The 26,173-nt window shown below is 54.2% G+C and carries 31 protein-coding genes, 1 pseudogene and 1 riboswitch; of the genes and pseudogenes, 26 read left to right on the forward strand and 6 right to left on the reverse strand.

Annotation, left to right across the window (positions count from 1 at the left end; translation table 11 throughout):
• The first annotated feature begins 37 nt into the window (after positions 1-37).
• Positions 38-685 (forward strand): GntR family transcriptional regulator, encoded by a 648-nt coding sequence (locus ACVX3G_RS05165; RefSeq protein WP_021321755.1) that lies wholly within the window; start codon positions 38-40, stop codon positions 683-685.
• Here the strand turns inward: ACVX3G_RS05165 and ACVX3G_RS05170 are convergent.
• The gene (locus tag ACVX3G_RS05170) at positions 669-806 is read right to left on the reverse strand and encodes a hypothetical protein (protein ID WP_479454607.1); all 138 of its coding nucleotides are present in this window, start codon (positions 804-806) and stop codon (positions 669-671) included. The genes ACVX3G_RS05165 and ACVX3G_RS05170 overlap by 17 nt on opposite strands.
• Between ACVX3G_RS05170 and ACVX3G_RS05175 the strand changes: the two are divergent.
• The 6 genes and pseudogenes from ACVX3G_RS05175 (at position 763) to ACVX3G_RS05200 (ending at position 6,125) form a co-directional block, all read left to right on the forward strand.
• A pseudogene (locus ACVX3G_RS05175) lies at positions 763-1,933 on the forward strand (ABC transporter substrate-binding protein). The gene ACVX3G_RS05170 and the pseudogene ACVX3G_RS05175 sit on opposite strands and share 44 nt — an antisense overlap.
• Before the next feature lie 61 nt (positions 1,934-1,994).
• Positions 1,995-2,876, forward strand: coding sequence for a branched-chain amino acid ABC transporter permease (locus tag ACVX3G_RS05180; protein ID WP_021321756.1), 882 nt, complete (start codon positions 1,995-1,997; stop codon positions 2,874-2,876).
• A 13-nt stretch (positions 2,877-2,889) separates the two neighbouring features.
• Entirely contained in the window at positions 2,890-3,954 is a 1,065-nt protein-coding gene (locus ACVX3G_RS05185; RefSeq protein ID WP_479454590.1) for a branched-chain amino acid ABC transporter permease, read from the forward strand.
• Positions 3,951-4,721, forward strand: coding sequence for an ABC transporter ATP-binding protein (locus tag ACVX3G_RS05190; protein WP_479454591.1), 771 nt, complete (start codon positions 3,951-3,953; stop codon positions 4,719-4,721). The genes ACVX3G_RS05185 and ACVX3G_RS05190 overlap by 4 nt, the downstream gene beginning before the upstream one ends.
• A complete protein-coding gene (locus tag ACVX3G_RS05195; protein WP_011232492.1) occupies positions 4,721-5,446 on the forward strand; it encodes an ABC transporter ATP-binding protein in 726 nt (241 codons plus the stop codon). Before ACVX3G_RS05190 ends, ACVX3G_RS05195 begins: the two co-directional genes overlap by 1 nt.
• A gap of 211 nt (positions 5,447-5,657) precedes the next feature.
• Positions 5,658-6,125 (forward strand): flavin reductase family protein, encoded by a 468-nt coding sequence (locus tag ACVX3G_RS05200; protein ID WP_011232491.1) that lies wholly within the window; start codon positions 5,658-5,660, stop codon positions 6,123-6,125.
• A 136-nt stretch (positions 6,126-6,261) separates the two neighbouring features.
• On the opposite strand, the gene ACVX3G_RS05205 is transcribed toward ACVX3G_RS05200, so the two are convergent.
• Positions 6,262-6,825, reverse strand: coding sequence for an FAD-dependent oxidoreductase (locus ACVX3G_RS05205; protein WP_011232490.1), 564 nt, complete (start codon positions 6,823-6,825; stop codon positions 6,262-6,264).
• Positions 6,826-7,233: 408 nt separating this feature from the next.
• Here ACVX3G_RS05205 and ACVX3G_RS05210 point away from each other — a divergent pair, with 408 nt between their 5' ends.
• The 6 genes from ACVX3G_RS05210 to ACVX3G_RS05235 all read left to right on the forward strand — a co-directional run bounded on the left by ACVX3G_RS05210 (position 7,234) and on the right by ACVX3G_RS05235 (position 12,555).
• Positions 7,234-9,066, forward strand: coding sequence for a pyruvate kinase (locus ACVX3G_RS05210; RefSeq protein ID WP_479454592.1), 1,833 nt, complete (start codon positions 7,234-7,236; stop codon positions 9,064-9,066).
• Positions 9,067-9,243: 177 nt separating this feature from the next.
• Positions 9,244-9,807, forward strand: coding sequence for a biotin transporter BioY (locus ACVX3G_RS05215; protein ID WP_011232488.1), 564 nt, complete (start codon positions 9,244-9,246; stop codon positions 9,805-9,807).
• A gap of 4 nt (positions 9,808-9,811) precedes the next feature.
• The gene (bioD, locus tag ACVX3G_RS05220; protein WP_033845294.1) at positions 9,812-10,528 is read left to right on the forward strand and encodes a dethiobiotin synthase; all 717 of its coding nucleotides are present in this window, start codon (positions 9,812-9,814) and stop codon (positions 10,526-10,528) included.
• Positions 10,518-11,897, forward strand: coding sequence for an adenosylmethionine--8-amino-7-oxononanoate transaminase (gene bioA / locus ACVX3G_RS05225; RefSeq protein ID WP_033845295.1), 1,380 nt, complete (start codon positions 10,518-10,520; stop codon positions 11,895-11,897). The genes bioD and bioA overlap by 11 nt, the downstream gene beginning before the upstream one ends.
• 230 nt (positions 11,898-12,127) lie before the next feature.
• Positions 12,128-12,322, forward strand: a complete 195-nt coding sequence (locus ACVX3G_RS05230; protein WP_011232484.1) for a hypothetical protein — start codon at positions 12,128-12,130, stop codon at positions 12,320-12,322.
• Positions 12,323-12,420: 98 nt separating this feature from the next.
• Positions 12,421-12,555: a hypothetical protein gene (locus ACVX3G_RS05235; protein ID WP_011232483.1), complete on the forward strand. Its 135-nt coding sequence runs from the start codon at positions 12,421-12,423 to the stop codon at positions 12,553-12,555.
• A gap of 215 nt (positions 12,556-12,770) precedes the next feature.
• Here the strand turns inward: ACVX3G_RS05235 and ACVX3G_RS05240 are convergent, their stop codons facing one another.
• Positions 12,771-13,106, reverse strand: coding sequence for a spore coat protein (locus ACVX3G_RS05240; protein ID WP_011232482.1), 336 nt, complete (start codon positions 13,104-13,106; stop codon positions 12,771-12,773).
• Positions 13,107-13,121: 15 nt separating this feature from the next.
• Complete coding sequence (locus ACVX3G_RS05245; protein ID WP_011232481.1) at positions 13,122-13,379, reverse strand: hypothetical protein; 258 nt, start codon at positions 13,377-13,379, stop codon at positions 13,122-13,124.
• A gap of 164 nt (positions 13,380-13,543) precedes the next feature.
• Between ACVX3G_RS05245 and ACVX3G_RS05250 the strand changes: the two genes are divergently transcribed.
• Positions 13,544-14,461 carry a proline dehydrogenase family protein gene (locus ACVX3G_RS05250; RefSeq protein ID WP_011232480.1) on the forward strand — a complete coding sequence of 306 codons (918 nt, stop codon included), beginning with the start codon at positions 13,544-13,546 and terminating at the stop codon, positions 14,459-14,461.
• Between the two features lie 217 nt (positions 14,462-14,678).
• Here ACVX3G_RS05250 and ACVX3G_RS05255 read toward each other — a convergent pair whose 3' ends face one another.
• Positions 14,679-14,828, reverse strand: a complete 150-nt coding sequence (locus ACVX3G_RS05255) for a YuzL family protein (protein WP_011232479.1) — start codon at positions 14,826-14,828, stop codon at positions 14,679-14,681.
• 187 nt (positions 14,829-15,015) lie between these two features.
• Here ACVX3G_RS05255 and ACVX3G_RS05260 point away from each other — a divergent pair, with 187 nt between their 5' ends.
• The 12 genes from ACVX3G_RS05260 (at position 15,016) to ACVX3G_RS05315 (ending at position 25,849) form a co-directional block, all read left to right on the forward strand.
• Complete coding sequence (locus tag ACVX3G_RS05260; protein WP_014196686.1) at positions 15,016-17,403, forward strand: 3-hydroxyacyl-CoA dehydrogenase/enoyl-CoA hydratase family protein; 2,388 nt, start codon at positions 15,016-15,018, stop codon at positions 17,401-17,403.
• A gap of 27 nt (positions 17,404-17,430) precedes the next feature.
• On the forward strand, positions 17,431-18,603 hold the full coding sequence (locus ACVX3G_RS05265; RefSeq protein ID WP_011232477.1) for an acetyl-CoA C-acetyltransferase: 1,173 nt from the start codon (positions 17,431-17,433) through the stop codon (positions 18,601-18,603).
• A gap of 137 nt (positions 18,604-18,740) precedes the next feature.
• Positions 18,741-20,525, forward strand: a complete 1,785-nt coding sequence (locus tag ACVX3G_RS05270) for an acyl-CoA dehydrogenase family protein (RefSeq protein ID WP_011232476.1) — start codon at positions 18,741-18,743, stop codon at positions 20,523-20,525.
• Positions 20,526-20,602: 77 nt separating this feature from the next.
• The gene (locus tag ACVX3G_RS05275) at positions 20,603-20,968 is read left to right on the forward strand and encodes an arsenate reductase family protein (RefSeq protein ID WP_011232475.1); all 366 of its coding nucleotides are present in this window, start codon (positions 20,603-20,605) and stop codon (positions 20,966-20,968) included.
• 96 nt (positions 20,969-21,064) lie between these two features.
• Positions 21,065-21,448 (forward strand): glycine cleavage system protein GcvH, encoded by a 384-nt coding sequence (gene gcvH, locus ACVX3G_RS05280; RefSeq protein WP_011232474.1) that lies wholly within the window; start codon positions 21,065-21,067, stop codon positions 21,446-21,448.
• Positions 21,449-21,523: 75 nt separating this feature from the next.
• A complete protein-coding gene (locus tag ACVX3G_RS05285) occupies positions 21,524-21,760 on the forward strand; it encodes a YusG family protein (protein WP_011232473.1) in 237 nt (78 codons plus the stop codon).
• 98 nt (positions 21,761-21,858) lie between these two features.
• Positions 21,859-22,218 (forward strand): toprim domain-containing protein, encoded by a 360-nt coding sequence (locus ACVX3G_RS05290; RefSeq protein WP_011232472.1) that lies wholly within the window; start codon positions 21,859-21,861, stop codon positions 22,216-22,218.
• A complete protein-coding gene (locus ACVX3G_RS05295) occupies positions 22,215-22,532 on the forward strand; it encodes a thioredoxin family protein (RefSeq protein WP_011232471.1) in 318 nt (105 codons plus the stop codon). The genes ACVX3G_RS05290 and ACVX3G_RS05295 overlap by 4 nt, the downstream gene beginning before the upstream one ends.
• 145 nt (positions 22,533-22,677) lie before the next feature.
• Positions 22,678-23,025 (forward strand): hypothetical protein, encoded by a 348-nt coding sequence (locus tag ACVX3G_RS05300; protein WP_014196685.1) that lies wholly within the window; start codon positions 22,678-22,680, stop codon positions 23,023-23,025.
• A 73-nt stretch (positions 23,026-23,098) separates the two neighbouring features.
• Positions 23,099-23,208: riboswitch (SAM riboswitch) on the forward strand.
• 87 nt (positions 23,209-23,295) lie between these two features.
• Positions 23,296-24,324 (forward strand): methionine ABC transporter ATP-binding protein, encoded by a 1,029-nt coding sequence (locus ACVX3G_RS05305; RefSeq protein WP_011232469.1) that lies wholly within the window; start codon positions 23,296-23,298, stop codon positions 24,322-24,324.
• Positions 24,314-24,982 (forward strand): methionine ABC transporter permease, encoded by a 669-nt coding sequence (locus ACVX3G_RS05310; protein ID WP_011232468.1) that lies wholly within the window; start codon positions 24,314-24,316, stop codon positions 24,980-24,982. Before ACVX3G_RS05305 ends, ACVX3G_RS05310 begins: the two co-directional genes overlap by 11 nt.
• 15 nt (positions 24,983-24,997) lie before the next feature.
• Positions 24,998-25,849, forward strand: a complete 852-nt coding sequence (locus tag ACVX3G_RS05315; RefSeq protein ID WP_014196684.1) for a MetQ/NlpA family ABC transporter substrate-binding protein — start codon at positions 24,998-25,000, stop codon at positions 25,847-25,849.
• Positions 25,850-25,976: 127 nt separating this feature from the next.
• Here the strand turns inward: ACVX3G_RS05315 and ACVX3G_RS05320 are convergent, their stop codons facing one another.
• Entirely contained in the window at positions 25,977-26,168 is a 192-nt protein-coding gene (locus ACVX3G_RS05320; protein WP_014196683.1) for a hypothetical protein, read from the reverse strand.
• Between the last annotated feature and the right edge of the window lie 5 nt (positions 26,169-26,173).

A 26,173-nucleotide genomic window follows, 5' to 3' on the forward strand; every position in this document is an offset into this window, starting at 1 on the left:
GCTGGTCAACATATATTATGTGATATATGATAGATGTATGGAAACGAAAGCGAAAAACAAAACCCAATTGGCTTACGAGTATATTCTTTCCCGCATTGAAAACGGCGTCTATGGCCCGGGATACCGCGTCGTCATCGACCAAATCGCCCGCGAGCTTGGACTCAGCAGCATCCCGGTGCGCGAGGCGATCCGCCAGCTCGAGGCGGAAGGGCTTGTCGAATTTAAGCCGTATACAGGCGCCGTTGTGAGCAACATCAACGAGAAAGAATATATCGAGACGCTGTCGGTGTTGGCTGTGCTGGAAGGCTATGCGACCGCGCTCGGCTCCCCCCATTTGACAAAGGAGGCGATCGATCGGCTTGAGCAAGTAAACGAGCGGATGGAGCGGGCGCTTGAAGAGCTGGAGCTGGAACGGTTCAGCGAGCTGAACTATGAATTTCACTCTCTGATTTACGCCCATTGCGGCAACGCCTATCTTGAAGAGCAAATCAAGCAAATTTGGCAGCGGATGAAGCGCATCCGCGCCTACGGCTTCACCTTTGTGCCGCAGCGGGCGAAAGCATCGATCGAAGAACATCGAGAGATCATCCGTCTGTTGCGTGAACAGGCGCCGCCGCATGAAATCGAACAATACGTTCGTCAACACAAAATCAACACCGCCGAAGCGTTTAAGCGGCGGCGCTGATCTTCTTCCGCCGGGTGGAGGCCTGGCGGGAGAACGATGATTTGAAAGCGTTGTCAATATAAAAGGGGGCAAAAAAGATGAAAAAAGGAATGTCTCTATTGATGGCGGCATTGTTGCTCATTTTCCTTGCCTCCTGTGGGAAGACGGCGACATCGGGAGGAGAGGATGAAATCAAAATTGGCGCCATTTTTTTCGGCTTCCGGCGGGGCGGCCCCGCTTGGCAAACCGGAGATGGAGACGGTCAAAATGCTCGTTGAGCAATGGAACAAGCAAGGCGGCATTGATGGAAAGAAAATTAAGCTGATTGCCTATGATGACAAGTCCAACCAAAACGAGGCCGTATTATCCACGAAAAAACTCATCGAACAAGACAAAGTGACGGCCATCATCGGCGGCACGATCAGCGGCAACTCCTTAGCCATGATTCCACTCATTGAAAAAGCAGGCATTCCGTACATTTCCCTCGCCGCAAGCAAACAAATCGTCAACCCAAGCGATGGATCCTCGCGTCATTGGACATTTAAAACCGCTCAAGGGGACAATATCGTCATTCAGAAGCTGCTTGGTTTTTTAAAGGAAAAAGGATGGACGAACGTCGCTTGGCTGAACGTCGCCAATGCATACGGAACAAGCGGGCATGAAGAGTTTGTGCATTATGCCCCGGAATATGGGGTGAAAGCCGTCATCGAAGAGGAATTTGAGGCGACGGTCGATGACGCGAAAGCGATGTTGACAAAGGTGAAAAAAGCGAATCCGCAAGCCATTATCGTATGGGGAACGGCGCAGGAATCGGCGGTCGTCACGAAAAACATCCGCCAGTTGGGCATTGAGGCGCCGATTGTGGAAAGCCACGGCATCGGCACGAAAAGCTTTATCGACTTGGCCGGGGAGGCGGCCAACGGCGTATGGTTCCCTGCCGGGCGCATTTTAGTGGCCGATCAGCTTCCGGACAGCGACCCGCAAAAAGAAACGCTGCTAAAATACAAAGAACAGTTTGAGAAAGCGTACGGCTATGCCCCGACAACGTTTGGCGGACATGCGTGGGATGCGTTCCATTTATTGGTCAATGCGATCAAGGAGGGCGGCGCGGATCAAGAGAAAATACGGTCGGTTCTGGAGAATACAAGAAAATTTATCGGCATTTCGGGCGTCTTCCATATGTCGAAAGACGACCATACAGGGCTTGACGCCGACAGTTTGGTGATGGTGCAAATTCAAGACGGCAAGTTTGTCCTTGCCGAGCAGTAAACAGGGAATGAGGTCGCTAATTCCCTTTTGTTCCACCTAACCGTTGAAGGAGGGACGGGGCATGGAAGCGTGGAGCCAGTTTGTGCAGCTGTTGTTTTCCGGGCTGACGGTCGGCAGCATTTACGCGTTGGTGGCGATCGGGTTTGTCATTACGTACAGCGTGACCGGCATTTTAAATTTGGCTCAAGGCGATTTCGCTATGTTGGGGGCGTTGTTTTGCATTACGTTGGTCAATAACGGAGTGCCGTTTGCCGCGGCCATCGGTTTGAGCATGCTTGCGGTGATGGTCGTCGGTGGGCTGTTTGAGCGGCTGGCGATTCAGCCGGCGCGCCGTTCGCCTGTCGCGGTGCTCATTATCATTACGATCGGGGCGTCGTTTGTATTCCGCGGGATCGCCTTGCTTGTTTGGGGGACGGATCCGTACGCGCTGCGCCTCTTTACGGGCCATGGGGCGCTTGAGGTGTTTGGAGCGGTCATCCAATGGCAAAGCGTCTGGGCGATCGTCATTTCGCTCGCAAGTTTTGCCGCCTTGCATCTGTTTTTTCACCGAACGTACATCGGCAAGGCGGTGGCGGCCTGTGTCATCAATCCGTTTGCCGCTCGGTTGATGGGGATTGACATCCGCAAAATGTCGCTTGGCGCGATTGCCGTCAGCGCCGGTCTTGGAGCGCTGGCGGGAATCGTCATCGCCCCGATTTCGGGCGCGTCTTATGATATGGGAATGATGATCGGGCTGAAGGCGTTTATTGCCGCTGTTGTCGGGGGATTGACGAACGCCCCGGCGGCGATCGCCGGTGCGTTTCTCGTCGGGCTGCTTGAATCATTTGCGGAAGGATACTTGTCCTCGGGGTACAAAGAAGCGATCAGCTTCGGGCTGCTATTGCTTGTTCTGTTTTTCATGCCAAACGGGTTGTTTGCCAAGATGACAGGAAAACGAGTGTAAGGGGGGCGGATGGATGGAGCACGGTCAACGAATGACGGATGGACGGAAACGATGGCTCTTGCTTGTTGGCGCAGCCGTCTGGCTCGGTCTCCCTTGGCTCGTCTTCGGCAATAACTACGTGCTAAGCACTCTGATTCTCATCGGGCTGTACGCGCTCGTGAGCACAGGGATGACGCTGTTGATGGGGTATGCGGGCCAAATTTCGCTCGGCCAGGCGGCGTTTTACGGCATCGGGGCTTATGCGTCCGCCTATTTGACCGCGCATGCGGGATGGCCGTCCTGGCTGGCGCTGGCTGCCGGCGCGGTTTTGGCTGCATTGGTGGCGCTTGTGGTCGGCATCCCAGTTTTTCGGCTGCGTGAGCATTATTTGGCGTTGGCGACGTTAGGCTTTGGCGTCATTATGTTTACATTTTTCAAGGAATGGAAAGAGATCACGGGAGGGCTGAATGGTTTTTTTGGCATTCCGCCGATCCGTATAGCCGGGGTTCCGTTGCAAAGCGATCTCCAGTTTTACTACCTCGTTTCGTTGTTTGTTCTGGCCGGGTTATGGTTTGCCCATAATATTGTCCGCTCCCGGGTCGGAAGGGCGCTGCGGGCGATTCATGGAAGCGAGGTGGCAGCAAGCTCCCTTGGGGTGAACATTATGAAATACAAGCTGCAAATGTTTATGCTCAGCGCGGTCTACGCTTCGATTGCCGGGAGCTTATACGCCCATTACGTCACGTTTATCAATCCGGATTTATTCGGCATCGTCCCTTCGATTTACTTTTTAATCATGGTGGTCATTGGCGGGACAGCCAGCGTATGGGGAGGACTCATCGGCGCTGCCGTCTATGTCTGCTTAGGAGAATGGCTCAAAGCCGTTGTCCCGCTGTTGCTTCCGAATGCCGGCGGAGAGTTTGAAATTGTCTTTTTTGGCTTGTTGTTGGTGGTCATGTTGATTTATATGCCGAACGGGTTGACGGGTGTGATGCAAAAGAGGATGCGGCGCTTTTTGGAAATGGGCGGACGTCAAGAGAAGCAGATAGCCGCAGTTGAGGGGCATAAGGCGCGTTCGATCGGAGGGGAGCGGGGATGAGCGCAGTGTTGCTCGAAGTGGAGCAATTGTCCAAGTCATTTGGCGGCGTTCAGGCGGTGCAGAACGTGTCCTTTCACGTGAAAAAAGAAGAAATCGTCGCGGTGATCGGGCCGAACGGGGCAGGCAAAACGACCTTGTTCAATATGATCAGCGGCATTATTCCGCCGACGAGTGGTCTCGTTCGTTTTCAAGGAGCCATGGTCAGCGGCAAACAACCGCACGAGTTGGCGATGCTGGGAATGACAAGGACGTTTCAAAACTTGCAGCTGTTTTCTGATATGACGGTGTTGGAAAATGTGATGGTCGGATTTCATTCACGGTTGAAGAGCGGAATCCTCAGCGCCGGCTTTCGGCTGCCGCGTACGGTGAAAGAAGAAAGGCAAGCGCAGAAACAGGCGTTTTCCTGCCTCGAGCAGGTCGGTTTGGCCCATCTCGCCTGTGAGCGGGCAGGCACGCTGCCATATGGGATGCAGCGGCTCGTGGAAATCGCTCGGGCGGCTGTGTCTCGTCCTTCGCTCATTTTGCTTGACGAGCCGATGGCCGGGCTGAACCCGCAAGAATCAAAGCAGCTCGTTGATGTGTTGCTGGCGATGAGGGAACAAGGCTTTACCTTTTTGTTCGTGGAACATGATATGGAAACGGTGATGGCGATCGCCGACCGGATCGTCGTCCTCGATTATGGGAAAAAAATCGCCGAAGGGGCGCCGGAAGAGATTGCGCGGCATCCTGATGTCATCAAGGCGTATTTGGGAGAGGAGGCGGTCTGATGCTCGTGCTTCGCAACGTTCATGTCTACCACGGCCATTTGCACGTGTTAAAAGGGGTCAGTTTGCAAGTGGACGAAGGAAAAATCGTCACTGTTGTCGGCGCCAACGGGGCGGGCAAAAGCACGCTGCTCGGCACGATTGCCGGCGTCTACGCTCCAACCGAAGGGGAGATTCTTTTTGAACATAAACCGCTTCCATACGGAAAGGTGGAGCAAATTGTTGAAAAAGGCATTTGCCTTGTGCCGGAGAGGCGGCAAATTTTTGACAGCCTGTCCGTGAGGGATAACTTGCTGCTGGGGGCGTACCGCCGCCACCGCCGCGACGGACAGGAAGTGAAGCGCGACTATGAGCGGGTGCTTGAACTGTTCCCGAAACTGCAAACGATGCTCGACCGTCCGGGAGGACTATTAAGCGGCGGCGAACAGCAAATGCTGGCGATCGCCCGCGGGCTGATGGCGAGACCGAAGCTGCTCTTGCTTGACGAACCATCGTTAGGGCTGGCGCCGCTTGTGGTCAAGGAAGTGATGGGGATGCTGACACAGCTCTGCGATCAATTTCAGACGGCCATGATTCTTGTCGAGCAAAACGTGCGTGCCGCCCTGCAGACAGCGGATGAGGCGTATGTGTTGGAACGGGGAAGCATCGTGGTGCACGGGAAGGCCGCCGAGCTGCTTGCCGATGAGCGGGTGGCAGAGGCGTACCTTGGAGCGGCGGGCCGCCGATGACAGCCGTATATCGTCGTTGTTTCTTTCCTCTATTTCTGCTATGATGGGGGTAGATTTGACCCTCATTTCGGCATGAATGGGTCTCAGCCATAGAGGCAAGATGTCGGACGAAGCGCCCGTCGTGTGGAAACATCAAGAAGGGAAGCCGTCCAACCGCCAGCTGAAGGCGTAGGGCTGCTGGATGACGAAAAGGGAAGGATGGGAGAACCGTATGGATGATCGTACATTTCGCAGAGCCATGGGAAAATTTGCGACCGGCGTGACGGTCGTGACGACCGAATTTCAAGGGGAAGCGAAAGGAATGACGGCGAACGCGTTTATGTCCGTTTCGCTCGACCCGAAACTTGTCGTCGTCTCCATTGGTCACAAAGCGCGAATGCATGACATTGTCAAGCAAACGGGGAAATTTGCCGTCAACATTTTGCGGCGCGATCAAGAGGAGTTGTCGCGCTTGTTTGCCGGCCAGTTGAAAGAAGAACGCCATGTTTCGTTTGATTGGGTGAACGGCCATCCGATTTTGCCGGAGGCGTTGGCGAATATTTTATGCAACGTCCACAGCACGTACGTGGCCGGCGATCATACGCTTTACTTTGGGGAAGTGACCGATATTTTGATGAAAGACGAACCGGGCGACCCGCTCTTGTTTTTTGAAGGGAAGTACCGGAGCATTGGACAATAAGCGCCCTTGGATGGATCGGGGCCGCTATGTCGATGCGGGGACGACGCAACAGGCGGTTCAGCCCGTCATCTTGCGTCCCGGCCGTTTCCATGGCGCTATTAGAAAAGGTGTCCCGCTGTTTGGGACACCTTCGTTGTTATTTTTTCAATACATCGTGATCAACGTACCGTTCGCCGTTCAGTTCGCTGATGACGTTGATGGCGACTTTCGCCCCGTCACCCGCTGTGATGATCGTATGAACGCTGACGCCGGCCACCGTCCCCGCCGCCCAAATGCCGTCGATGTTCGTTTTGCCATTGGCGTCGACGTCAATCACCGTTTTAATGCGCGGCTCCGTGCCCGGTTTGGTGCGCAGGCCGATTTTTTCCGCCAGATCCGTGGCGACGCCGGTGGCGAAAATGACGTGTTTCGCCTCAAAGGAGCCGTTTTCCGTTTCGAGGCGGAAGCCGCCGTCCGTTTTTTGCACGTCTGTCACTTGCGTTTCCACCAATTCCGCGCCGAATTTCGCGGCTTGCCGTTTTCCTGTTTCGACCAATTCCGGGCCGCTGATTTCCGGAACACCGTAATGGTTTTCCACCCAAGCGCGCTTGGTCATGCCTTTGTCGCTGTCAAACAACACTGTTTTCTTTCCCGCTTTGGCGGCGAAGATCGCAGCGCTCGCTCCCGCCGGTCCAGCGCCGATGATGGCGATGTCGTACATCGTGACCGCCTCCTTGTTTTGAATATTGGCACTATCATTCATTACTTTATCACAAATGGAAAAAGGGTCCAAATGATCTGCTTTTTATTTATAATTGCTATCATTTTATATTTACTTTAAATAATTATGGGCGTATAATAGATACCAAACACGCAGCAAAGGGGAGGAAACGCGTGAATAAACCGGCCGTTTGTGAACAGTGCGGCCAGCCGTTGCGGCGGCTGAAACACTCACTGCTTTGCCAATGCGGGACGAAAATTGTGGTTCAAAAATCATATCGCTAAAAACGATTTCCTGTTTCTGTCGTATTCAACCGGCGAATGGCGCCGGTTTTTTTCTGTCCTCATTTGGGGTGGCGGCGAATATATAAAAGTAAAACCGCATTTTTCACAAGGGTTGGTGCCGCTGATGCACGACAAACGAGATTTGGGCGCCCGCTTGGCCGCTTTTTACCGAGGGATGGCGGAGTGGGTGGGACAAAAGCAGAAGTATTTTCCTCTTCCATCCCATGAAGAGAGCCGGGATCAGTTGCTTGCTTACTTATATATGAGGGAGCATATGCCGTCGGATTTGCATGAAGCGATGGAAGACGCCGGATGGCGGCTCGAGGGGCAAGAGGCTCATCTCATCGACGCGATCGAACAAGTTTTGGCCTATTTGCGCACGCGGGTTGATGGCGGATGGGAGCTTCGAAAGATGACAAGAAAGGAAGCGAAACAGTTGCTTCATAAACGGGCGGAGGCAGTGTTCGGAAGCCCAAGTTCTGTTCGGCCGACACGCATTATGGTGACGATGGACGAGGCATGGGTGGATGAGCCGGGGCTGATCGAGCGGCTGCTTCTTTATGGCATGGACATTGCCCGCATCAACTGCGCCTACGGTTCTCCAGAAACGTGGGAGGCGCTCGTGGCCATCATTCGTCAAGCCGAGAAGCAGTTGGAGCAACAGCTGCAGGGGAGGCGATGCCGCATTTACATGGATCTGCCGGGGCCAAAAATCCGGGTCGACCGCTTGGTGGTCAACGCGGGGCCGATGAAGCTCTCTGTGAAGAAAAATCTATATGGAGAGCCAATGGAGCCGCTCTTCGGCCTCATTTCCTTCTCTTCTTCCCCGCCGCCGTCTCCGCTCCCCCGCGATGTTTCATTCTTGTGGCAGTTGACGGCTGAGGACGGAGCGACCGTCGAAGAAGGGGATGAACTGCTGTTTACCGATGTGCGCGGAAAAAAACGAAAACTTCGGGTCACGGAACAAATCGCGCCGTCTTGTTTTAAAGTTCTTCTTTCGCGGACGGCCTATGTGCAAAAAGGGATGAAACTGCGGCGCGGGTCGGCTTCCTTCACTCTATGTTCTGTTTTGTTCATTCCAATGAAAGCGTTTGTCACGGTCGGTACACCGCTGTATATTTATTTCGATGACGCTGCGTTTGCACAGGCGCAGAATGGATGCGGTGTGAAAATGACGACGACGTTGGCGAAAGCGTGGCGCAATGTGCGGGCGGGAGACCGCCTTTATTTGAACGACGGCCAAATTGCAGCGCGGGTCGTGAAAGTGCACGAGCGGCATGTAGAGGCCAAAGTCGTTGCCGATGGCGGAAAGCGAAAAGCGATTAAGCAAGGAACGGGCATCCATCTTCCCGATTCGTTTCTCCATTTGACGGTTCCGCCGCTCACCGACCGCGACCTTGAATGGATTCCGTTCATCGCGAGATGGGCGGATATCGTCGGGCTGTCGTTTGTTCAGGCCCCTCATGACCTGCGAAAGCTTTATCATTTGCTTGCCGAACAAGGGGCTGGTTCTCTCCCGGTGATCGCGAAAATCGAAACGCGGGCGGCGCTTCATAACTTCGTTCGCATCTTGCTTGAGGGATTGAAGTTTCCGGCGTTTGGTGTGATGATTGCGCGCGGCGATTTGGCCCTGGAGATTGGATTTGAACATCTTGCGGCCGCACAGAACGACGTTTTGGCGCTATGCCGGGCGGCTCACATCCCGGTCATTTGGGCGACGCAAGTGCTTGAACAAATGGCGAAAAAGGGAATTCCGTCGCGCGCGGAAATCTCGGATGTTTTTGTTGGAAAACAGGCGCAATGCATCATGTTGAACAAAGGAAGGCATATTGCGGAGGCGGTGCGCTTATTGTCGTCGTTGTTGGAAAAGGAGGAGAGGCAGAGTGGATCGCTGGCGATGCCGAAAACGGACGGCGAACGGATGAACCTGCTTAACTTGTGGGAGGATGAAGGGTGAGCGTTGGCCACTGCTTCCGCCGTCTGTTTGAGAAATGAGCCGCGCCAAAAAAGGAGTCCTGCTGTGTTAGGGGGCTCCATATTTTTTGTCTAAATGTAAACCTATATAAAAATAAAGTTGACAAATAAAAAACACATCAGGCACAATAGAAACAAATATTTGGAGAGGAGGGAAGATGTGCGAATCCATTCCTTTGTTTGGGCGGCATTTTTTGCCGCGTTGACGGCTGTTGGTGGGTGGATCAAAATTCCGGTGCCGTATGTGCCGTTTACGCTGCAAATCGCGGCGGTGTACTTGGCCGGCTGTCTGCTTGGCCCAAAAATCGGAGCGCTTAGCCAACTTCTATATGTCTTGATTGGGCTGGCGGGCGCGCCCGTGTTTGCGGAAGGAGGCGGGCTCGGTTATATTTGGAAGCCGACGTTTGGCTATTTGCTCGGTTTCATCGCCGGGGCGTATACGTGCGGCTTGCTTGTCCGCCGCTTTCAATGGACAAGAGCGAGAGACATATTGATGGCGAATGCAGCGGCATTGTTGGTCGTGTATGTGTTTGGCTGCGCGTGGCTGTACATAGCGATGAAATGGATCGCGGGGGCTCCGCTTTCCATCGGCCAAACGCTATGGTTCGGCTTTCTTCTCCCGGTGCCGGGAGATCTCGTGCTTTGCGCCGTTTGTTCGGTCATCGCGGCGCGCGTATGGCCGCGCGTCCGACCGATCATGATGACTCGAGGGATGGGGGGATAAGAGAATGGGGCAAGCCATTTTCATGACGGGAACAGGAACAGAAATCGGCAAAACGGTCGTCACTTCCATCGTGGCGTTGGCGCTGGAGCGGCTTGGGATGAAGGTCGGCGTGTTTAAACCGGTTCAGACTGGACTGGCCGAAGACGGGGTGTCGTTTGCCGAACAATATTGGTACGAACGAGTGGCGAAGCTTTCCGCATCAGAAGGCATGTACTATATGGAACCGGCGATGTCGCCGCATTTAGCGGCGAAGTTGACCGGCACGTCCATCGAACCAGAGAGGGTGGCCGAACGGTTGGGATGGCTTACGCAGCGCTATGATGTGGTGCTCGTCGAAGGAGCGGGAGGGTTGGCCGTTCCGTGGTGTGAGCGCGACGGACGATTCTATATGACGAGTGATTTCCTTCGTGATTATCAGCTGCCGGCGATTCTCGTGTCGCTCTCAAGCCTTGGTGCGATTCATCACGCGGTGACGACGGCGGCGTATGCCGACGCGCAAGGCATTCGTCTGCTTGGCCTGATGTTTAATCAGTTTCAGGAACAAGAGATCATCCACCAAAACAATGTCGAAACGATCGCCGCCTTGCTTCGGCTGCCGGTGCTGGCGGTCGTGCCGCTCCTTCCTGCAGTCTCAAGGAGGGAACTGGAAACCCTAGCTCAGCATTGGATCGAACAAGGAAAGGCGAAACAACTGCTGGAGGTGCTTGGCGTTGGCGTATAGCTGCGAGCAATTGGAACAGTGGGACAAGCAGTACGTCTGGCATCCATTTACGCAAATGAAGCAGTATGCCAAAGAACGCCCCTTGATCATTGAACGCGGGCAAGAAAGCTATTTGTACGATGTCGACGGCAACCGGTACTTGGACGGCTATGCGTCGCTATGGGTCAATGTCCACGGCCATAACGATCCGGAGCTGAATGCGGCGCTTCGCGAGCAATTGGAGAAAATTGCCCATTCGACATTGCTTGGTTCGGCGAATGTGCCGTCGATTTTGTTGGCCAAACGGTTGCTTGAATATTGGCCGCACATGTCAAAAGTGTTTTATTCCGATACCGGGGCGGCGGCGGTGGAAATCGCGCTCAAGATCGCCTATCAGTATTGGAAAAACATCGACCCGGTCCAATATGCGAAGAAGAACAAGTTTGTCTCGTTGAAGGAAGCGTACCACGGCGATACGGTCGGGGCGGTGAGCGTTGGCGGCATGGAAACGTTCCACCGCATTTTTGCGCCGCTTTTGTTTGAGCGGATCGAAGTGCCGTCGCCGTACGTGTACCGTATGGACGAATACGGAAGCGAGCAGGAGATCGTCGGCTATTGTTTGCGTGAGCTGGAACGGGTGCTTGAGGAGCAGCACGATCAAATCGCCGCGGTTGTCATCGAGCCGCTTGTGCAAGGAGCGGCGGGGATCATCGTCCATCCGCGCGGGTTTTTAAAAGGAGTGGAAAGGCTTTGCCGCCGGTATGGGGTGCTCTTCATTTGTGACGAGGTCGCCGTCGGCTTTGGACGCACCGGCACGATGTTCGCTTGTGAGCAGGAAGAGGTGAAGCCTGATCTTGTCTGCCTTGGGAAAGGGATTACTGGAGGATATTTGCCGCTCGCGGCCACACTGGTCACGGAAGAGATTTATGCGGCATTTCTCGGCGATGTGGACGAAGACAAAACGTTTTACCACGGCCATACGTATACGGGGAATCAGCTCACTTGTTCCGTTGCGCTGAAAAACATTGAGCTCATCGAAAAACGCAGCTTGATTGACAGCGTAAAGCGGAAGGCGCGCCGGCTGGCCGAATGGCTTGAGCGGTTGTATGAAATTCCAATTGTTGGCGACATCCGGCAAAAAGGCTTGATGTGCGGCATTGAAATCGTGAAAGACCGAAGAACGAAAGAAGTGTTTCCGCGCGCGGCCATGGTGGAGCACCGGATCATCCTTGAGGCGCGCCGGAGGGGGCTTGTCATCCGTCCGCTCGGCCCGGTGTTGACGTTCATACCAGTTCTTTCGATGAGCGAAGACGAAATGGCTGAGGCGGTGCGCATTTTGTTCGATTCGCTTGCCTGTTTGTACGAACAGGCGCGCGCAGAGCTTCTATAAGCGGGGGCGGCGGACAGCCGCCTGCTTTTGTTTTTCGAATATACTGGGAATAAAAGAAAATAATTTCCTTTAATGAGAATATCTTGTAGAAAGAGGCCTTCCTTTGCATTCACGGATCGATGATTTGGGAGAAATCGCCGTTTTTCACCAGCCTTCTAGGTACTGGCCTAAGCAGCGGGCGTTTTTCCTGCATACAGTGGGACTAAAGCAAGCGGAAGGGGGGAAGCAAGATGAGCCATCTCCAAGTGGCGGATGAGCGCATTTGGCGGCCATGGGGCTGGTGGTTTTGGCGGCCGCGCCCGTTTTTCTTCGGCGCTCCGTTTTTTGGCGCTCCATTTTTCGGCGGCTTTTTAGGCGGTTTGCTCGGGAGCGCATTGGTTCCGCCGTTTTTCTATCCGTGGTGGTATGGCCCCATTTGGTGGTGAGAAACCGGCAAGGGTTGGGCGGACGGCCCACCCTCTTTTCTTGTTGTTGCATATGAATAAAGTGTAGCATTCTAGCTTTGGGGAAAGGAGAAGGAACGATGCTATTTCCAGGATTGTTGTTTGGAGCCCCATTTGTCGGCGGCTTCTTGGGTGGACTGCTCGGCGGCGCGTTGGCTCCGCGTCCGTTTTACCCGTACCCGCCGTATCCGCCGTATCCAGGCTGGTGGTATTGATCGTCTATTCATGAAAGAATAAGCATCCCTGTGGAACAAGAAGGGGTGCTTATTCAATGATCCCGGTGTCGCGGATGCGGACGTCCGCTGTTTGCAGCATGCTCCATACCGATTCGGATGGCGCTGCCATCCCTTTCTCCCCTTTCTGCGCCCTGTCTTCTTAACGGATTGAGAAAGAGGATGTCCTTCTGCCGTTCGGACATCCCCTCGTTTTGTTATTGCATGGCATTTCGTTGATAAGGGAGCTGATTCGTATACCCTTGGAACTGCTGGTACGTTTGCTGAAGCTTTTGCGGATCGGCGGCTTCAAGCTTGTACCATCCTTTTTTGAACATCAAATTGTACAAGTCGCGCTGACAGTTTTGCGTTTCGGTGAAAATATTCATCATATCTTGATATAACGGTTGGTTGCTCGCTTCATGCAAAAAGACGCTGTACGACAAGGTCATGTATTTTTCCGTCGTCAACATGTCGTTTAGAAAATCGCGCTCGTTCATTTGCGGCGTTTTCGGCACTTGCATCTCCGGATTTTGCACTTGTTTTGTGTTCATGCGGCGTTCCTCCTTTCACATCACCGGCGGCTGCGGCGGGTTTTGCAAATGGCGCAAAATCATGTCGTAATGGCGCTGATGCATCTGTCCAGCGCGCTCGATCGCCTGCACCACTTCAGGGTCTCGGCATTGTGAGGCGAAAAAGTGCGCTTTTTTCGCCGCGAGCAAGTTCCACGACATCATGTCGGAAAAATACATGGCGTCTTTTGTGGACACCATTTGCGGCGGCTCGGGCATCGCCGCCTGCGGGTTCATTTGTGGTTGCTGTTGCATCGTTGTTCGCTCCTTTCGTCGGTTGTTCGCTTGTAGATTGTGCAGAGAGTGGAAAATTATGCGCATATAAAAAATAAACCGTGGGGAAAAAACATATTCAATTGAATTGAAACATGGTACAATAAGAATGGTGAATGCGTTTCCATACAAGGAGGCTTGCAACAGTGGAGCAGTTGATGCGCGATTTTTTCCTGTTCTTATCGAAAAATAAAACATTGACGAAATGGGCGAAACGATACGGCCTCCGCTTCGGCGCGTCAAGGTTTGTCGCCGGCGAAACGATCGAGGAAGCGGTGCGCGTCATCCGCCAGCTGAACGAAAAAGGATTGGCGGTCACGGTCGACTATTTGGGTGAGTTTGTCGACAATGAGCAGGAAGCGAATGAGATGGCGCGCCATTGCTTGGAGGCGATTGAGGCGATCAGCCGGGAGAAATTGAACTCGCAGCTGTCGCTGAAAATGACATCGATGGGGCTTGATATTTCCGATGAGCTTGTCATGCGCAACATGCGCCGTATTTTGGATGCGGCAAAACAGCGCGGTGTGTTTGTGACGATCGATATGGAAGACTATTCGCGCTGCCAAAAGACGCTGGACATTTTTAAAACGTTGAAAAAAGAATACGACAACGTCGGCACGGTGCTGCAGGCGTATTTGTACCGGACGGAACAAGACATTGAAGACTTAAAGCCGTACCGCCCGAACTTGCGTCTCGTCAAAGGAGCGTACAAAGAACCGCCCGAAGTGGCGTTTCCGGATAAAAAAGATGTCGATGAGAACTTTAAGAAGATCATCAAAATGCATTTGCTAAACGGCAACTATACGGCGGTGGCGACGCATGACGACGCCATCATCGAATATACGAAGCAGCTCGTCAAAGAATACAACATTCCCAACAGCCAGTTTGAATTCCAAATGCTGTACGGCATCCGCCCGGAGCGCCAAGTGCAGCTGGCGCGCGAAGGATATACGATGCGCGTGTACGTTCCGTACGGCACGGACTGGTATGGCTATTTTATGCGCCGGCTCGCCGAACGGCCGGCCAACGTGGCGTTTGTTTTAAAAGGCATCCTCCGCAAGTAGGGGCGCAAAACAGAGGAAAACGCCGGCGGACGCCGAGCGTTCGGGCGCAGAAGGGGACAGGCATCCAGCGGCAACGGCCATCAAGCCTTTTTGGATTTCAGACAAACGCCGTTGCATGTCACGGGGCGTCGGGCGGTCATTTGAGGTAAACGCCGTTCAGATCGTGCGGCCTCTCTTTATTTGCAGCTATGACAGGCGGGAGCTGACGCCATGGGCGTCAGTCCCCTTGCATGTTGTGTTTTTTGTACTGCTGGTTTTGGCTTGTCCGCTTGCCGCCGCCGTCGGCTTCGACCGTCGGGCCGGCGTTTCCTTTGACGCTTGCGGCGCTGACGCCGCGTTCAGATGGATTTTTTTTCAACCGGGCCATCGGTGGTTCACCTCCTGATCGTTAGTATGAGCAACATTTCGGAGTGCGATGTCGGGAAAAATATGCACAAATATATTGCGAAAATTATCAACATACTATATATTTAGTTATAGAGAGCGGTTTCAACGATATTTTTTTCATCAAAAAATGAATGACCATTCATTCAATGGTGTGAGGGGGAACCGAAATGGTAAAACGCATTCGGCGCGCCGCGGTGCTCGGGTCCGGCGTCATGGGTTCGGGCATTGCCGCCCATTTGGCGAACGTCGGCATTCCGACGCTGCTGTTGGATATCGTGCCGCGGGAATTGACGAAAGAGGAAGAAGCAAAAGGTTGGACGCTCGAGCATAAACAAGTGCGCAACCGCCTCGCCAATCAGGCGCTCGAGCGGCTGCTCAAGCAAAAACCGGCGCCGCTCATGTCCAAAGACAACATCGCTTTGATTGAAACGGGCAACTTCGAGGATGACTTCCACCGGCTCGCGGAAGTCGATTGGATCATTGAAGCGGTCGTTGAAAAGCTGGAAGTGAAAAAAGAAGTCTTCGCTCGCGTCGACGAGGTGCGGACGCCGGGGACGATCGTCAGCTCGAACACATCCGGCATCTCGATCGCCGCAATGGCGGAGGGGCGTTCCGACGATTTCAAAAAACACTTTTTAGGCACGCATTTCTTCAACCCGCCGCGCTATTTGAAGCTGCTTGAGATCATCCCGACGGAGCATACGGATCCGGATGTGGTCGCCTATATGAAATCGTTCGGCGAAGACGTGCTCGGCAAAGGCGTCGTCATGGCGAAAGATACGCCGAACTTCATCGCCAACCGGATCGGCACGTATGGCTTGCTCGTCACCGTCCGCGAGATGATGCAAGGCGGCTACAGCGTCGGCGAGGTCGATTCGGTGACGGGGCCGCTCATCGGCCGGCCGAAAAGCGCGACGTTCCGCACGCTTGACGTCGTCGGGCTCGATACGTTCGTGCATGTCGCCAACAACGTGTATGAAAACGTCGAAGGGGAAGAAAAAGAGGCGTTCCGCGTGCCGGAGTTTATGAAAACGATGCTTGAAAACGGCTGGCTCGGCAGCAAATCCGGACAAGGCTTTTTTGTCAAGCAAGGAAAAGACATTCTCGAGCTGAACTACGTCACGATGCAATACGAGCCGCGCAAAAAGCTTGTCACCCCGGCGGTGGAGATGGCGAAGCAGGCGAAAGGAGCGGCTGCCAAGCTGCAAACGCTCGTGTATGCCGATGGCGACCGCGCGGGAACGCTCCTTTGGAACATCATCGCACCGACATTGCTGTACACTGCCCGCCTTGTCGGGGAGATCGCCGACGACATCGCAGCGATCGATCAGGCGATGAAGTGGGGGTTCGGCTGGGAGCAAGGTCCGTTTGAACTGTGGGATGCGATCGGCCTCGAGAAGTCGGTGCGTAAAATGCAGTCAGAAGGGCGCGACATCCCGTCGTGGATCACGGACATGCTCGACGACGGAGCCACATCGTTCTATAAAACGGAAAACGGCCGGCTGTTCTATTATGCGCCGGGCGGGTATAAAACAGTAGAAGAAAACGAAAAAGTCATCCACATCCGCCGGCTGAAAGAGGCGCGCGGCGTCATCAAGAAAAATGCCGGCGCCAGCCTCATTGACCTCGGCGACGACGTGGCGCTTCTGGAGTTCCATTCGCCGAACAACGCGATTGGCGCCGATATTGTCCAAATGATCAACGAGGCGCTTGAGGAAGTCAACCGCAACTACAAAGGGCTCGTCATCGGCAACCAAGGGAAAAACTTCTGCGTCGGCGCGAACTTGGCGATGATGCTCATGGAGGCGCAAGACGAAAACTTTTTTGAATTGGAACTTGCCGTTCGCCAGTTCCAGCAAGCGCTTCTCAAAATGAAATACAACCCGAAGCCGGTCGTCGTCGCGCCGTTTGCCATGACGTTAGGCGGCGGGGCGGAAGTGAGCTTGGCGGCTTCACGCATCCAAGCGGCGGCCGAGACGTACATCGGGCTCGTCGAAGTCGGCGTCGGCTTGATTCCGGGCGGCGGCGGCAACAAGGAGCTGTACATCAAACGGTTGAACAGCCTGCCGCGCGGCGTGGACGTCGACTACGTCAAAATCGCGGCCAGCGTATTTGAAACGATCGCCATGGCGAAAGTGTCGACGTCAGCGGCGGAAGCGCGCGAGCTTGGCTTCTTGAATCACCGCGACGGCATCACGATGAACGGCGACCATCTGCTGTATGAAGCGAAACAGGCGGTGCTCTCGATGTATGAGGAAGGGTACCGGCCTCCTGTAAGGAAGAAAGTGCCGGTGGCCGGCGAAAGCGGCTATGCCGCCATGCTGCTTGGGGCGCAGTCGATGTTCCATTCCGGCTACATCAGCGAGCACGATTTGAAAATCGCGAAAAAATTGGCGTATGTTCTAGCCGGCGGCAAAGTGCCGTACGGAACGGAAGTCGACGAGCAATATTTGCTCGATCTCGAGCGCGAGGCGTTTTTGAGCCTCATCGGCGAGCCGAAGACGCAAGCGCGCATGCAGCATATGCTTGTGAAAGGAAAACCGCTCCGCAACTAAAGCGGAGGAGATCAAGGGGGGATTGGCGTGAGAGAAGCGGTCATTGTCGCAGGTGCGCGCACACCGGTCGGCAAAGCGAAAAAAGGAACGCTCGCCCACGTGCGGCCGGATGATTTAGGGGCGCTCGTCGTCAAAGAAACGATCAAGCGCGCGGGGAACTATGAAGGAAACATTGACGACTTGATTATCGGGTGCGCCATGCCGGAGGCGGAGCAAGGATTGAACATCGCCCGCAACATCGGCGCGCTCGCCGGGCTGCCATATACCGTGCCGGCGATCACGATCAACCGGTATTGCTCGTCCGGTTTGCAGGCGATCGCCTATGCGGCGGAACGGGTGATGCTCGGCCATTCCGACACGGTCATCGCCGGCGGGGTCGAATCGATGAGCATGGTGCCGATGATGGGGCATGTCGTCCGCCCGAACGCCCGCTTGGCGGAAGAAGCGCCGGAATACTACATGTCGATGGGGCACACTGCCGAGCAAGTGGCGAAAAAATACGGCGTCAGCCGCGAGGACCAAGACGCGTTCGCGGTGCGCAGCCACCAGCGCGCCGCCAAGGCGATTGCCGAAGGAAAATTCAATGAAGAAATCGTGCCGGTCGAGGTGACGGTGCGCAAAGTAGAAGGCAACAAACTCGTTGAGGAGAAAGTCGTCTTTACACAAGATGAAGGCGTGCGCCCGGACACGAATATGGAAACGCTCGCGAAACTCCGGCCGGCGTTTGCGGTAAACGGCACCGTCACCGCCGGCAACGCGTCGCAAATGAGCGACGGGGCGGCGGCGGTCATGGTGATGGACCGCGAAAAAGCGGAGTCGCTCGGCTTGAAGCCGCTCGGCAAGTTTCGTTCGTTCGCGGTTGCCGGCGTGCCGCCGGAAGTGATGGGGATCGGCCCGGTCGCTGCGGTGCCGAAAGCGTTGAAGCTGGCCGGCCTTGAGCTGTCCGACATCGGTTTGATCGAGCTGAACGAAGCGTTCGCCTCGCAATCGATCCAAGTCATCCGCGAACTTGGGTTGGATGAAGACATTGTCAACGTCAACGGCGGGGCGATTGCTCTAGGCCACCCGCTCGGCTGCACGGGCGCGAAGCTGACCTTGTCTTTGCTTTACGAAATGCGGCGCCGCAACGTGCAGTTCGGCATCGTCACGATGTGCATCGGCGGCGGCATGGGAGCGGCCGGCGTGTTTGAGCTGCTGTAGCGGCAGCTGACAGCGAGCGGGCTTCATCAGCTCGCGCGAGGCATGCATCCGCATTTGCCCGTCTGCATGGAACGTCTATTTCCCGGGCGGCGTTGCCGCCCGGATCATCAATCATCTTTCGGGGGAGGAAATCAACGATGGCCAAAACGATGGAAGAAGCGATCAAAGGCGGCAGCTTTTTGATTGAAGACATTCCGGCGGAGCGCGTGTTTACGCCGGAAGATTTCACCGACGAACATCATATGATTGCCAAAACGACGGAAGAGTATGTCAACAATGAAGTGCTCCCGCAGCTCGAGCATTTGGAAAACCACGAGTTTGACCGTTCCGTGAAATTGCTTCGCAAAGCGGGCGAGCTCGGCTTGTTAAGCGCTGACATTCCGGAAGAATACGGCGGTTTGGGCCTAGATAAAGTCAGTTCGGCCATCATTGCGGAAAAAATGGCGCCGGCCGGCGGTTTTGCCATTTCGCACGGGGCGCACGTCGGAATTGGCTCGCTGCCGATTGTGTTGTTTGGCACGGAAGAACAAAAACAAAAATATTTGCCGTATTTAGCGACCGGCGAAAAAATCGCCGCCTACGCCTTGACGGAGCCTGGCTCGGGTTCGGACGCCCTCGGCGCGAAAACGACGGCGAGATTAAACGCGGAAGGCACGCATTACATTTTAAACGGCGAAAAACAATGGATCACCAACTCCGGTTTTGCTGATGTGTTTGTCGTCTATGCAAAAGTCGACGGCGAACATTTCACCGCGTTCATCGTGGAACGCGACTTCCCGGGCGTTTCAACTGGTCCGGAAGAAAAGAAAATGGGGATTAAAAGCTCGTCGACAAGAACGCTCATTTTGCAAGATGTGCCGGTGCCGAAAGAAAACGTGCTCGGTGAAATCGGAAAAGGCCATGTCATCGCCTTCAACATTTTGAACATCGGCCGCTACAAGCTTGGGTTAGGGGCGGTCGGCGGCGCGAAGCGGGCGCTTGAAATCACGCTCAAATACGCCAATCAGCGCCAGCAATTCAAACGGCCGATTTCGCAGTTTACGTTGACGCAGGAAAAATTCGCGACGATGGCGTCGCGCCTGTATGCCGCCGAAAGCTCGGTTTACCGCACGGTCGGCTTGTTCGATGAACGGATGGGCCTGCTTGATGCGGAAAAGGCGAAAGATGGCAAAGAAGTGGCGAAATCGATCGCCGAATATGCGATCGAATGCTCATTGAACAAGTTTTTTGCCACGGAAGTGCTCGATTACATCGTGGATGAAGGCGTGCAAATCCACGGCGGGTACGGCTTTATGCAGGAATACGAAATTGAGCGCGCCTACCGCGATTCGCGCATCAACCGCATTTTCGAGGGGACGAACGAAATCAACCGCCTTCTCGTGCCGGGCATGTATTTGAAAAAGGCGTTAAAAGGCGAGCTGCCGCTCTTCCAAAAAGCGCAGCAGCTTCAGGAAGAACTGATGATGATGGCCGCCGAAGAGCCGGGGACGGGCGCGCTGGAACAAGAGAAATACTTGGTGCGCAACGCGAAAAAAATCGCCTTGATGGTCGCCGGTTTAGCGGCGCAAAAATACGGCCAGCGCATTGAAGAAGAGCAAGAAGTGCTCGTCAACATCGCCGACATCGTCTCGAACATTTATGCGATGGAATCAGCGCTTTTGCGCACGGAAAAAGCGATTCAGGCGAGCGGTGAGGAGAAAAACAAACAAAAATTGCTGTACACGCAAATTTTCTGCCAAGAGGCGTTCAATGAAATTGAAGCCCATGCGAAAGAAACGCTCGTCGCCGTCGAACAAGGAGACACGCTGCGGATGATGCTCGCCGCTCTCCGACGGCTGACGCGCCATACGCCGATCAACGTGATCGCGAAAAAACGCGAAGCGGCCGCCGCGCTCATTGAAGCCGAACGGTATATTGTGTGATAATGGGAAGTGCCAGGCGTTTGCCTGGTGCTTCTTATTTGTTTGCCACACAGCGGAAATGAAAGGGAGGAGTGAAGATGGCGCTCACGCTCTATTGGTATCCAAAATGCGGAACGTGCCGGAAGGCGAAAAAATGGTTGGATGAACACGGCATTGAGGTGCAAACGGTGCATTTGGTCGACGAGCCGCTGACGAAAGAGCAGCTCGCCCGTTTGCACCGTCAAAGCGGGCTGCCGCTCAAAAAATTTTTCAACACGAGCGGGATGAAATACCGCGAGCTTGGCTTGAAGGACAAGCTCGACCGCGCATCGGAAGACGAGATGCTCGATTGGCTCGCCTCGGACGGGATGTTGGTCAAACGGCCGATTTTGACGGACGGCGAGCGGGTCGTCGTGGGCTTTCGCGAACAAGAATACGAGGCGTTTTTCGCGGCGGGGACATAAAAAATTTTTTGCAAAATCGGGTGAATTCAGTGAGTTTTTGCGGAAAATCGGTTATGATGAAAAGGAATATACATTTTGTCGCAATGGAGGGATACGATGAACACGCCGAAAGAACTTCGCTATACAAAGGAGCATGAGTGGGTGCGCGTGGAAGGAGAGAACGTGCGCATCGGCATTACGGATTACGCCCAATCAGAGCTTGGCGACATCGTCTTTGTCGAGCTGCCGGAAGTCGGCGCAGAGGTTACGGCGAACGAGCCGTTCGGCAGCGTTGAATCGGTGAAAACGGTCTCGGAATTGTATGCGCCGATCAGCGGCACGGTCGTTGAAGTGAATGAGGCGTTAAATGACCATCCGGAGTACGTGAACGAATCGCCGTATGACAAAGCGTGGATGATCGTCGTCAAACCGAATGATTTGAGCGAAATCGACAATTTGTTGACGGCGGAACAATACGAGGCGATGATCAACGAAGGATAAACGTTCCTGCAATCTTCGCTTCGATTCGGGCACTCTATACATACCGGAATTTGATTGAAAAAAGGGGTGCTCGCGATGGCGCTGCAAACGACGCGCATAGATGTCACGGACCGGATCATCGGCAAACTGAACGGCCGCTCGCTGGAGTTGTACGAGGAAGGAGAGCTCATCGGGCGCCTTCCGCTTCCGGCGGCCGTCCCGTTGAAAAAGGGGTATACCGAACAAAACGGAAGAATTTACAAACAGGTGACCGCTACCGTTGAGCCGGACCAAAAATATGTCGATTGCGACGGGGAAGCGGGCTGGTGTTGAAAGGCAACGGTGGATGGCCGTTGCTTTTCATTTTCAACATTTGGCCGGCGCAAGACATACAATAATAGTATCCTCATTTGAAGTTAGGTGGGTCGGACATGCGACGCGTGGAAAAAGTGATCATCGTCGAAGGGCGATCAGACAAGCAAAAAGTGGCGGCGGTGCTGAACGAACCAGTCGTCATCGTCTGCACAAACGGCACGATCAGTGATGCGCGCCTTGAGGAGCTGGCCGATGAGCTGGAAGGATGCGATGTATACGTCTTGGCCGATGCCGATGAGGCGGGAGAAAAATTGCGCCGGCAGTTTCGCCGCATGTTTCCAGAGGCGGAGCATCTTTACATTGACCGGGCGTATCGCGAAGTGGCGGCCGCTCCGCCTTGGCACTTGGCGCAAGTGCTGTTGCGCGCTCGTTTCGACGTCCGCATCGAATCGCTCATGAGGGGAAGAGGCGAGTGAAAGCGATCGACCGAAACGATGTCATGCGAGTGGTGGAAGTCGAGCCGCTTCTGGCCCTTTACTTGTATACCCCGCTGTGCGGCACGTGCCAGCTGGCGCGGCGGATGCTCACGGTGGTGGAGCAGTTGTTTCCGGCGCTGCCGTTTTACGAAACGGACATCAACTATATCCCTGAGCAGGCCGTTGCGTGGAAAATTGAAAGCGTTCCTTGCCTGCTTCTTTTTAGGGACGGAACGGTCGCAGGCAAGTGGTATGCCTTTCATTCCGTTCCGTATTTGTACGAAGTGATTCAAGCCTGCTTGCCGTCCCGATGATTCGCCTTTTTTTGACGCTGTTTGACACATTTCTTGGGAAATGACAAAAACGGCGCTCGTTCGTCAACGGGTTGTCGAGATTTTTGTAAAGGATTTCTCCTCTTCAGGTGGAAGTGAAAAAAATAAAAATGGGGAGGGGATATCCATGGAAATGCGTGAATTAGTTGGGCAGTTCGTGGAACGGATGCAAGTGTTGCGCCATTTGGTGCCGATTTTGCCGGATGAGCAGCTGTATGTTCGGTTTGAAAGTGATGACGAAACCGCCTTGCTGTTGATCGGCAAGGAATCAGCCGCTAGAGGGATGGAAAACGATGAACGGAAAACATTGACGGTGCGCGGTTCCAAAGAGGCGCTCGCGTCCCTGCTGAACGGCGAACTGAAGCTGCAGCAGCTCGTCCGGCTGCGCGAAGTGCATGTATCGGGAAGCTTTCGTCATCTGTTGCTGCTTGAGTCGCTCCTCCATTTGGCTAAGCCTTATCGGGACGTCGGATAAAAAAGATGTTGACACGCTTCGACAGACAATGATACAATCACATTCGTAGTCAATTGAATAGGCGATTGTTGCGCTCTTATCAAGAGAGGTGGAGGGATGTGCCCAATGAAGCCCGGCAACCGTCAGCGCATGTGCTGAAATGGTGCCAATTCACACAAAGCGGCCTGCTTTGAGAGATAAGAGACGGAATGGTGCACAATACCTTTCTGTTCTCTGCGGGCAGAAAGGTTTTCTTTTTGCGCTCTGCCGCTTGGGGAGGAAGGTGAAACGATGATTACACTCGAACAAGTGACGAAAATCTATCAAGCGGCCAACGGTTCGGTCACGGCAGTCGACAATGTGTCGCTTGAGATTCGCGAAGGAGAAATTTTCGGCATTATCGGCTACAGCGGCGCTGGGAAAAGTACGCTCATCCGCTTGCTCAATGGGCTCGAGAAGCCGACGAGCGGCCGGGTGGTCGTCGCCGGGCGCGATATGACGCGCGTGAAAGGGCGGGAGCTGCGCAAGGCGCGCCAAGAAATCGGGATGATTTTCCAGCATTTCAACTTGCTTTGGTCTCGCACAGTCAGGGAAAACATTGCCTTTCCGCTTGAAATTGCCGGCGTCCCGAAAGAGGAGCGGAACAAGCGGGTGGATGAATTGATCGAGCTTGTCGGCCTTTCCGGGCGCGAGGATGCCTACCCGTCGCAGCTGAGCGGCGGGCAAAAGCAGCGGGTCGGCATCGCCCGGGCGCTCGCCAACAACCCGAAAGTCTTGCTGTGCGACGAGGCGACATCGGCGTTGGACCCGCAGACGACCGATGCGATTTTGGACTTGCTCGTTGACATCAACAAGCGTCTCGGGCTGACGATTGTGCTGATCACCCATGAAATGCACGTCATCCGCAAAATTTGCGACCGCGTTGCGGTGATGGAAAGCGGCCGAATCGTCGAGCAAGGCGAAGTGCTGCATGTGTTCCGCAACCCGCAGCAGCCGATTACGAAACGGTTCGTCAAGCAGCTGATCGAGCCCGAGGAGACGGAAGAGGCGATTTCCCATTTGTTTGGCCAATACCCGAGCGGGCTGATCGCGCAGCTGACGTTCGTCGGCGCGGCAGCCGGAAAGCCGCTCATCACCGAAGTGGTGCGTCAGTTTGCCGTCGATGTCAACATTTTGCAAGGGAAAATTTCGCAAACCCATCAAGGCGCCTATGGGGTGCTGTTTGTGCACCTCGACGGGGCGAGGGATGAAATCGACCGGGCGCTTGACTATATTCAACGCCAGCAAGTAGCGGTGGAGGTGATTCACGATGCTCGCTAACCTCCTGCCGAACGTGCAATGGGAGACGATGTGGGCGGCGACGGTCGAGACGCTGTATATGACGGGAGTGGCGGTGGCGGCCACTTTCGTCCTCGGAATCGTTCTTGGCTTGCTTCTATTTTTGACAGCGAAGGGCAACCTATGGGAAAACCGGTTTGTCAATACAGTGATTGCTGCGTTTGTGAACATTTTCCGCTCTATTCCGTTTATTATTTTGATCATTTTGCTCATTCCGTTTACAACATGGCTCGTCGGGACGATGCTTGGCGCCAATGCGGCGCTGCCGGCTTTGGTCATTGGGGCCGCGCCGTTTTACGCCCGCATGGTCGAAATCGCTCTTCGCGAAATTGATAAAGGCGTCATCGAAGCAGCCCAAGCGATGGGCGCCTCAACGTGGACGATCATTTGGAAAGTGCTGCTGCCGGAGTCATTGCCGGCGCTTGTCTCCGGCATTACGGTGACGGCGGTGTCGCTCGTCAGCTATACAGCGATGGCTGGAGCCATCGGCGCCGGCGGGCTTGGGAACTTGGCGTATTTGGAAGGGTTCCAGCGCAACCATAACGATGTGACATTTGTCGCAACCGTATTGGTGTTGGTCATTGTATTTATCATTCAGCTGATCGGTGACTTTGTCACTTCGAAAATCGATAAACGATAAAGGGGGAAACAACTGATGAAGAAATGGTTGGGTGTGTTGCTCGCCGCCATTCTCGTGCTCGCTTTGGCGGCATGCGGCGGCAACAATAACGACAGCGCGGAAGGCGGCAAAGACGGCAAATTGGTGAAGTTGAAAGTCGGTGCGTCGAACGTGCCGCATGCGGAAATTTTGGAAAAAGCGAAACCGATTTTGAAGAAAAAAGGCATCGACTTGGAGATCATTACGTTCCAAGATTACATCTTGCCGAACAAAGCGCTGGCTGAGAAGCAAATCGACGCAAACTATTTCCAACACATTCCGTATTTGGAATCGCAAAAGAAAGAGTACGGCTATGATTTCGTCAACGCCGGCGGCATTCATATCGAGCCGATCGGCTTATACTCGAAAAAATACAAAAGCATTGAAGAACTGCCGGACGGCGCGACGATCATCATGAGCAACTCGGTCGCCGACCATGGCCGCATTTTATCGATGCTGCAAGAAAAAGGGCTCATTAAATTGAAACCGGGCGTCGATAAAACGAAAGCGACGGTCAATGACATCATCGAAAATCCAAAGCATTTAAAATTTAAGGCCGATGTCGACGCCGGGCTTCTGCCGCAAATTTACAAAAACGGCGAAGGCGATGCGGTGCTGATCAACGCCAACTATGCGCTTGACGCCGGTTTGGACCCGGCGAAAGACCCGATCGCCGTTGAGTCGCCGAAAAACAATCCGTATGTGAACATTATTGCGGTGCGCAAAGGCGATGAAAACCGGAAAGAAATCAAAACGCTTGTCGAAGTGCTGCAATCGAAAGAAATCCAAGATTTCATTAAAGAAAAATACCACGGCGCCGTCATTCCAGCGGCGGAAAACAATCAATAACGGGAGCGTTTCGCTTCCGTTTCTTTTTTGTCCCCAAAAAGCCGCTCCCCTTAAACGAAAAGAAAGCAGCAAAGGTTAAAACGATTCTGAATCCGAGGGCGCCGCGGCCGACCTGTTTCTCCGCTCTTCATCGGCCGTTCAAACGCGCCAGTACGGCGGCGAGCATAACGATGATGACGCAGTTTTGCAGGACGATCACAGCCGTTAAGCTGAAGGCGCCGTCTCCCTGTTCACCGAGGGTGTTGCCGATGATGATCCACGTCAAAAACGAAGCGAAAGCGGCTGTTAAGGCAAAGACAACCCAACGAATCAATCGCATTTCCC

Source organism: Geobacillus sp. PLS 41, assembly GCF_056494105.1.

What these genes read in the sequence shown, in the direction of transcription:
- ACVX3G_RS05245 (WP_011232481.1), bottom strand. Translation starts at nt 13,379, where the DNA reads ATGCAACAGCAACCACAAATGAACCCGCAGGCGGCGATGCCCGAGCCG.
- ACVX3G_RS05270 (WP_011232476.1), top strand. Translation starts at nt 18,741, where the DNA reads ATGGCCAAAACGATGGAAGAAGCGATCAAAGGCGGCAGCTTTTTGATT.
- ACVX3G_RS05255 (WP_011232479.1), bottom strand. Translation starts at nt 14,828, where the DNA reads ATGGCCCGGTTGAAAAAAAATCCATCTGAACGCGGCGTCAGCGCCGCA.
- ACVX3G_RS05300 (WP_014196685.1), top strand. Translation starts at nt 22,678, where the DNA reads ATGGAAATGCGTGAATTAGTTGGGCAGTTCGTGGAACGGATGCAAGTG.
- ACVX3G_RS05200 (WP_011232491.1), top strand. Translation starts at nt 5,658, where the DNA reads ATGGATGATCGTACATTTCGCAGAGCCATGGGAAAATTTGCGACCGGC.
- ACVX3G_RS05315 (WP_014196684.1), top strand. Translation starts at nt 24,998, where the DNA reads ATGAAGAAATGGTTGGGTGTGTTGCTCGCCGCCATTCTCGTGCTCGCT.
- ACVX3G_RS05240 (WP_011232482.1), bottom strand. Translation starts at nt 13,106, where the DNA reads ATGAACACAAAACAAGTGCAAAATCCGGAGATGCAAGTGCCGAAAACG.
- ACVX3G_RS05230 (WP_011232484.1), top strand. Translation starts at nt 12,128, where the DNA reads ATGAGCCATCTCCAAGTGGCGGATGAGCGCATTTGGCGGCCATGGGGC.
- ACVX3G_RS05320 (WP_014196683.1), bottom strand. Translation starts at nt 26,168, where the DNA reads ATGCGATTGATTCGTTGGGTTGTCTTTGCCTTAACAGCCGCTTTCGCT.
- ACVX3G_RS05195 (WP_011232492.1), top strand. Translation starts at nt 4,721, where the DNA reads ATGCTCGTGCTTCGCAACGTTCATGTCTACCACGGCCATTTGCACGTG.
- ACVX3G_RS05285 (WP_011232473.1), top strand. Translation starts at nt 21,524, where the DNA reads ATGGCGCTGCAAACGACGCGCATAGATGTCACGGACCGGATCATCGGC.
- ACVX3G_RS05210 (WP_479454592.1), top strand. Translation starts at nt 7,234, where the DNA reads ATGCACGACAAACGAGATTTGGGCGCCCGCTTGGCCGCTTTTTACCGA.
- ACVX3G_RS05205 (WP_011232490.1), bottom strand. Translation starts at nt 6,825, where the DNA reads ATGTACGACATCGCCATCATCGGCGCTGGACCGGCGGGAGCGAGCGCT.
- ACVX3G_RS05310 (WP_011232468.1), top strand. Translation starts at nt 24,314, where the DNA reads ATGCTCGCTAACCTCCTGCCGAACGTGCAATGGGAGACGATGTGGGCG.
- ACVX3G_RS05260 (WP_014196686.1), top strand. Translation starts at nt 15,016, where the DNA reads ATGGTAAAACGCATTCGGCGCGCCGCGGTGCTCGGGTCCGGCGTCATG.
- ACVX3G_RS05165 (WP_021321755.1), top strand. Translation starts at nt 38, where the DNA reads ATGGAAACGAAAGCGAAAAACAAAACCCAATTGGCTTACGAGTATATT.
- ACVX3G_RS05305 (WP_011232469.1), top strand. Translation starts at nt 23,296, where the DNA reads ATGATTACACTCGAACAAGTGACGAAAATCTATCAAGCGGCCAACGGT.
- ACVX3G_RS05290 (WP_011232472.1), top strand. Translation starts at nt 21,859, where the DNA reads ATGCGACGCGTGGAAAAAGTGATCATCGTCGAAGGGCGATCAGACAAG.
- ACVX3G_RS05275 (WP_011232475.1), top strand. Translation starts at nt 20,603, where the DNA reads ATGGCGCTCACGCTCTATTGGTATCCAAAATGCGGAACGTGCCGGAAG.
- bioD (WP_033845294.1), top strand. Translation starts at nt 9,812, where the DNA reads ATGGGGCAAGCCATTTTCATGACGGGAACAGGAACAGAAATCGGCAAA.
- ACVX3G_RS05235 (WP_011232483.1), top strand. Translation starts at nt 12,421, where the DNA reads ATGCTATTTCCAGGATTGTTGTTTGGAGCCCCATTTGTCGGCGGCTTC.
- ACVX3G_RS05170 (WP_479454607.1), bottom strand. Translation starts at nt 806, where the DNA reads ATGAGCAACAATGCCGCCATCAATAGAGACATTCCTTTTTTCATCTTT.
- ACVX3G_RS05185 (WP_479454590.1), top strand. Translation starts at nt 2,890, where the DNA reads ATGGAGCACGGTCAACGAATGACGGATGGACGGAAACGATGGCTCTTG.
- ACVX3G_RS05180 (WP_021321756.1), top strand. Translation starts at nt 1,995, where the DNA reads ATGGAAGCGTGGAGCCAGTTTGTGCAGCTGTTGTTTTCCGGGCTGACG.
- ACVX3G_RS05190 (WP_479454591.1), top strand. Translation starts at nt 3,951, where the DNA reads ATGAGCGCAGTGTTGCTCGAAGTGGAGCAATTGTCCAAGTCATTTGGC.
- gcvH (WP_011232474.1), top strand. Translation starts at nt 21,065, where the DNA reads ATGAACACGCCGAAAGAACTTCGCTATACAAAGGAGCATGAGTGGGTG.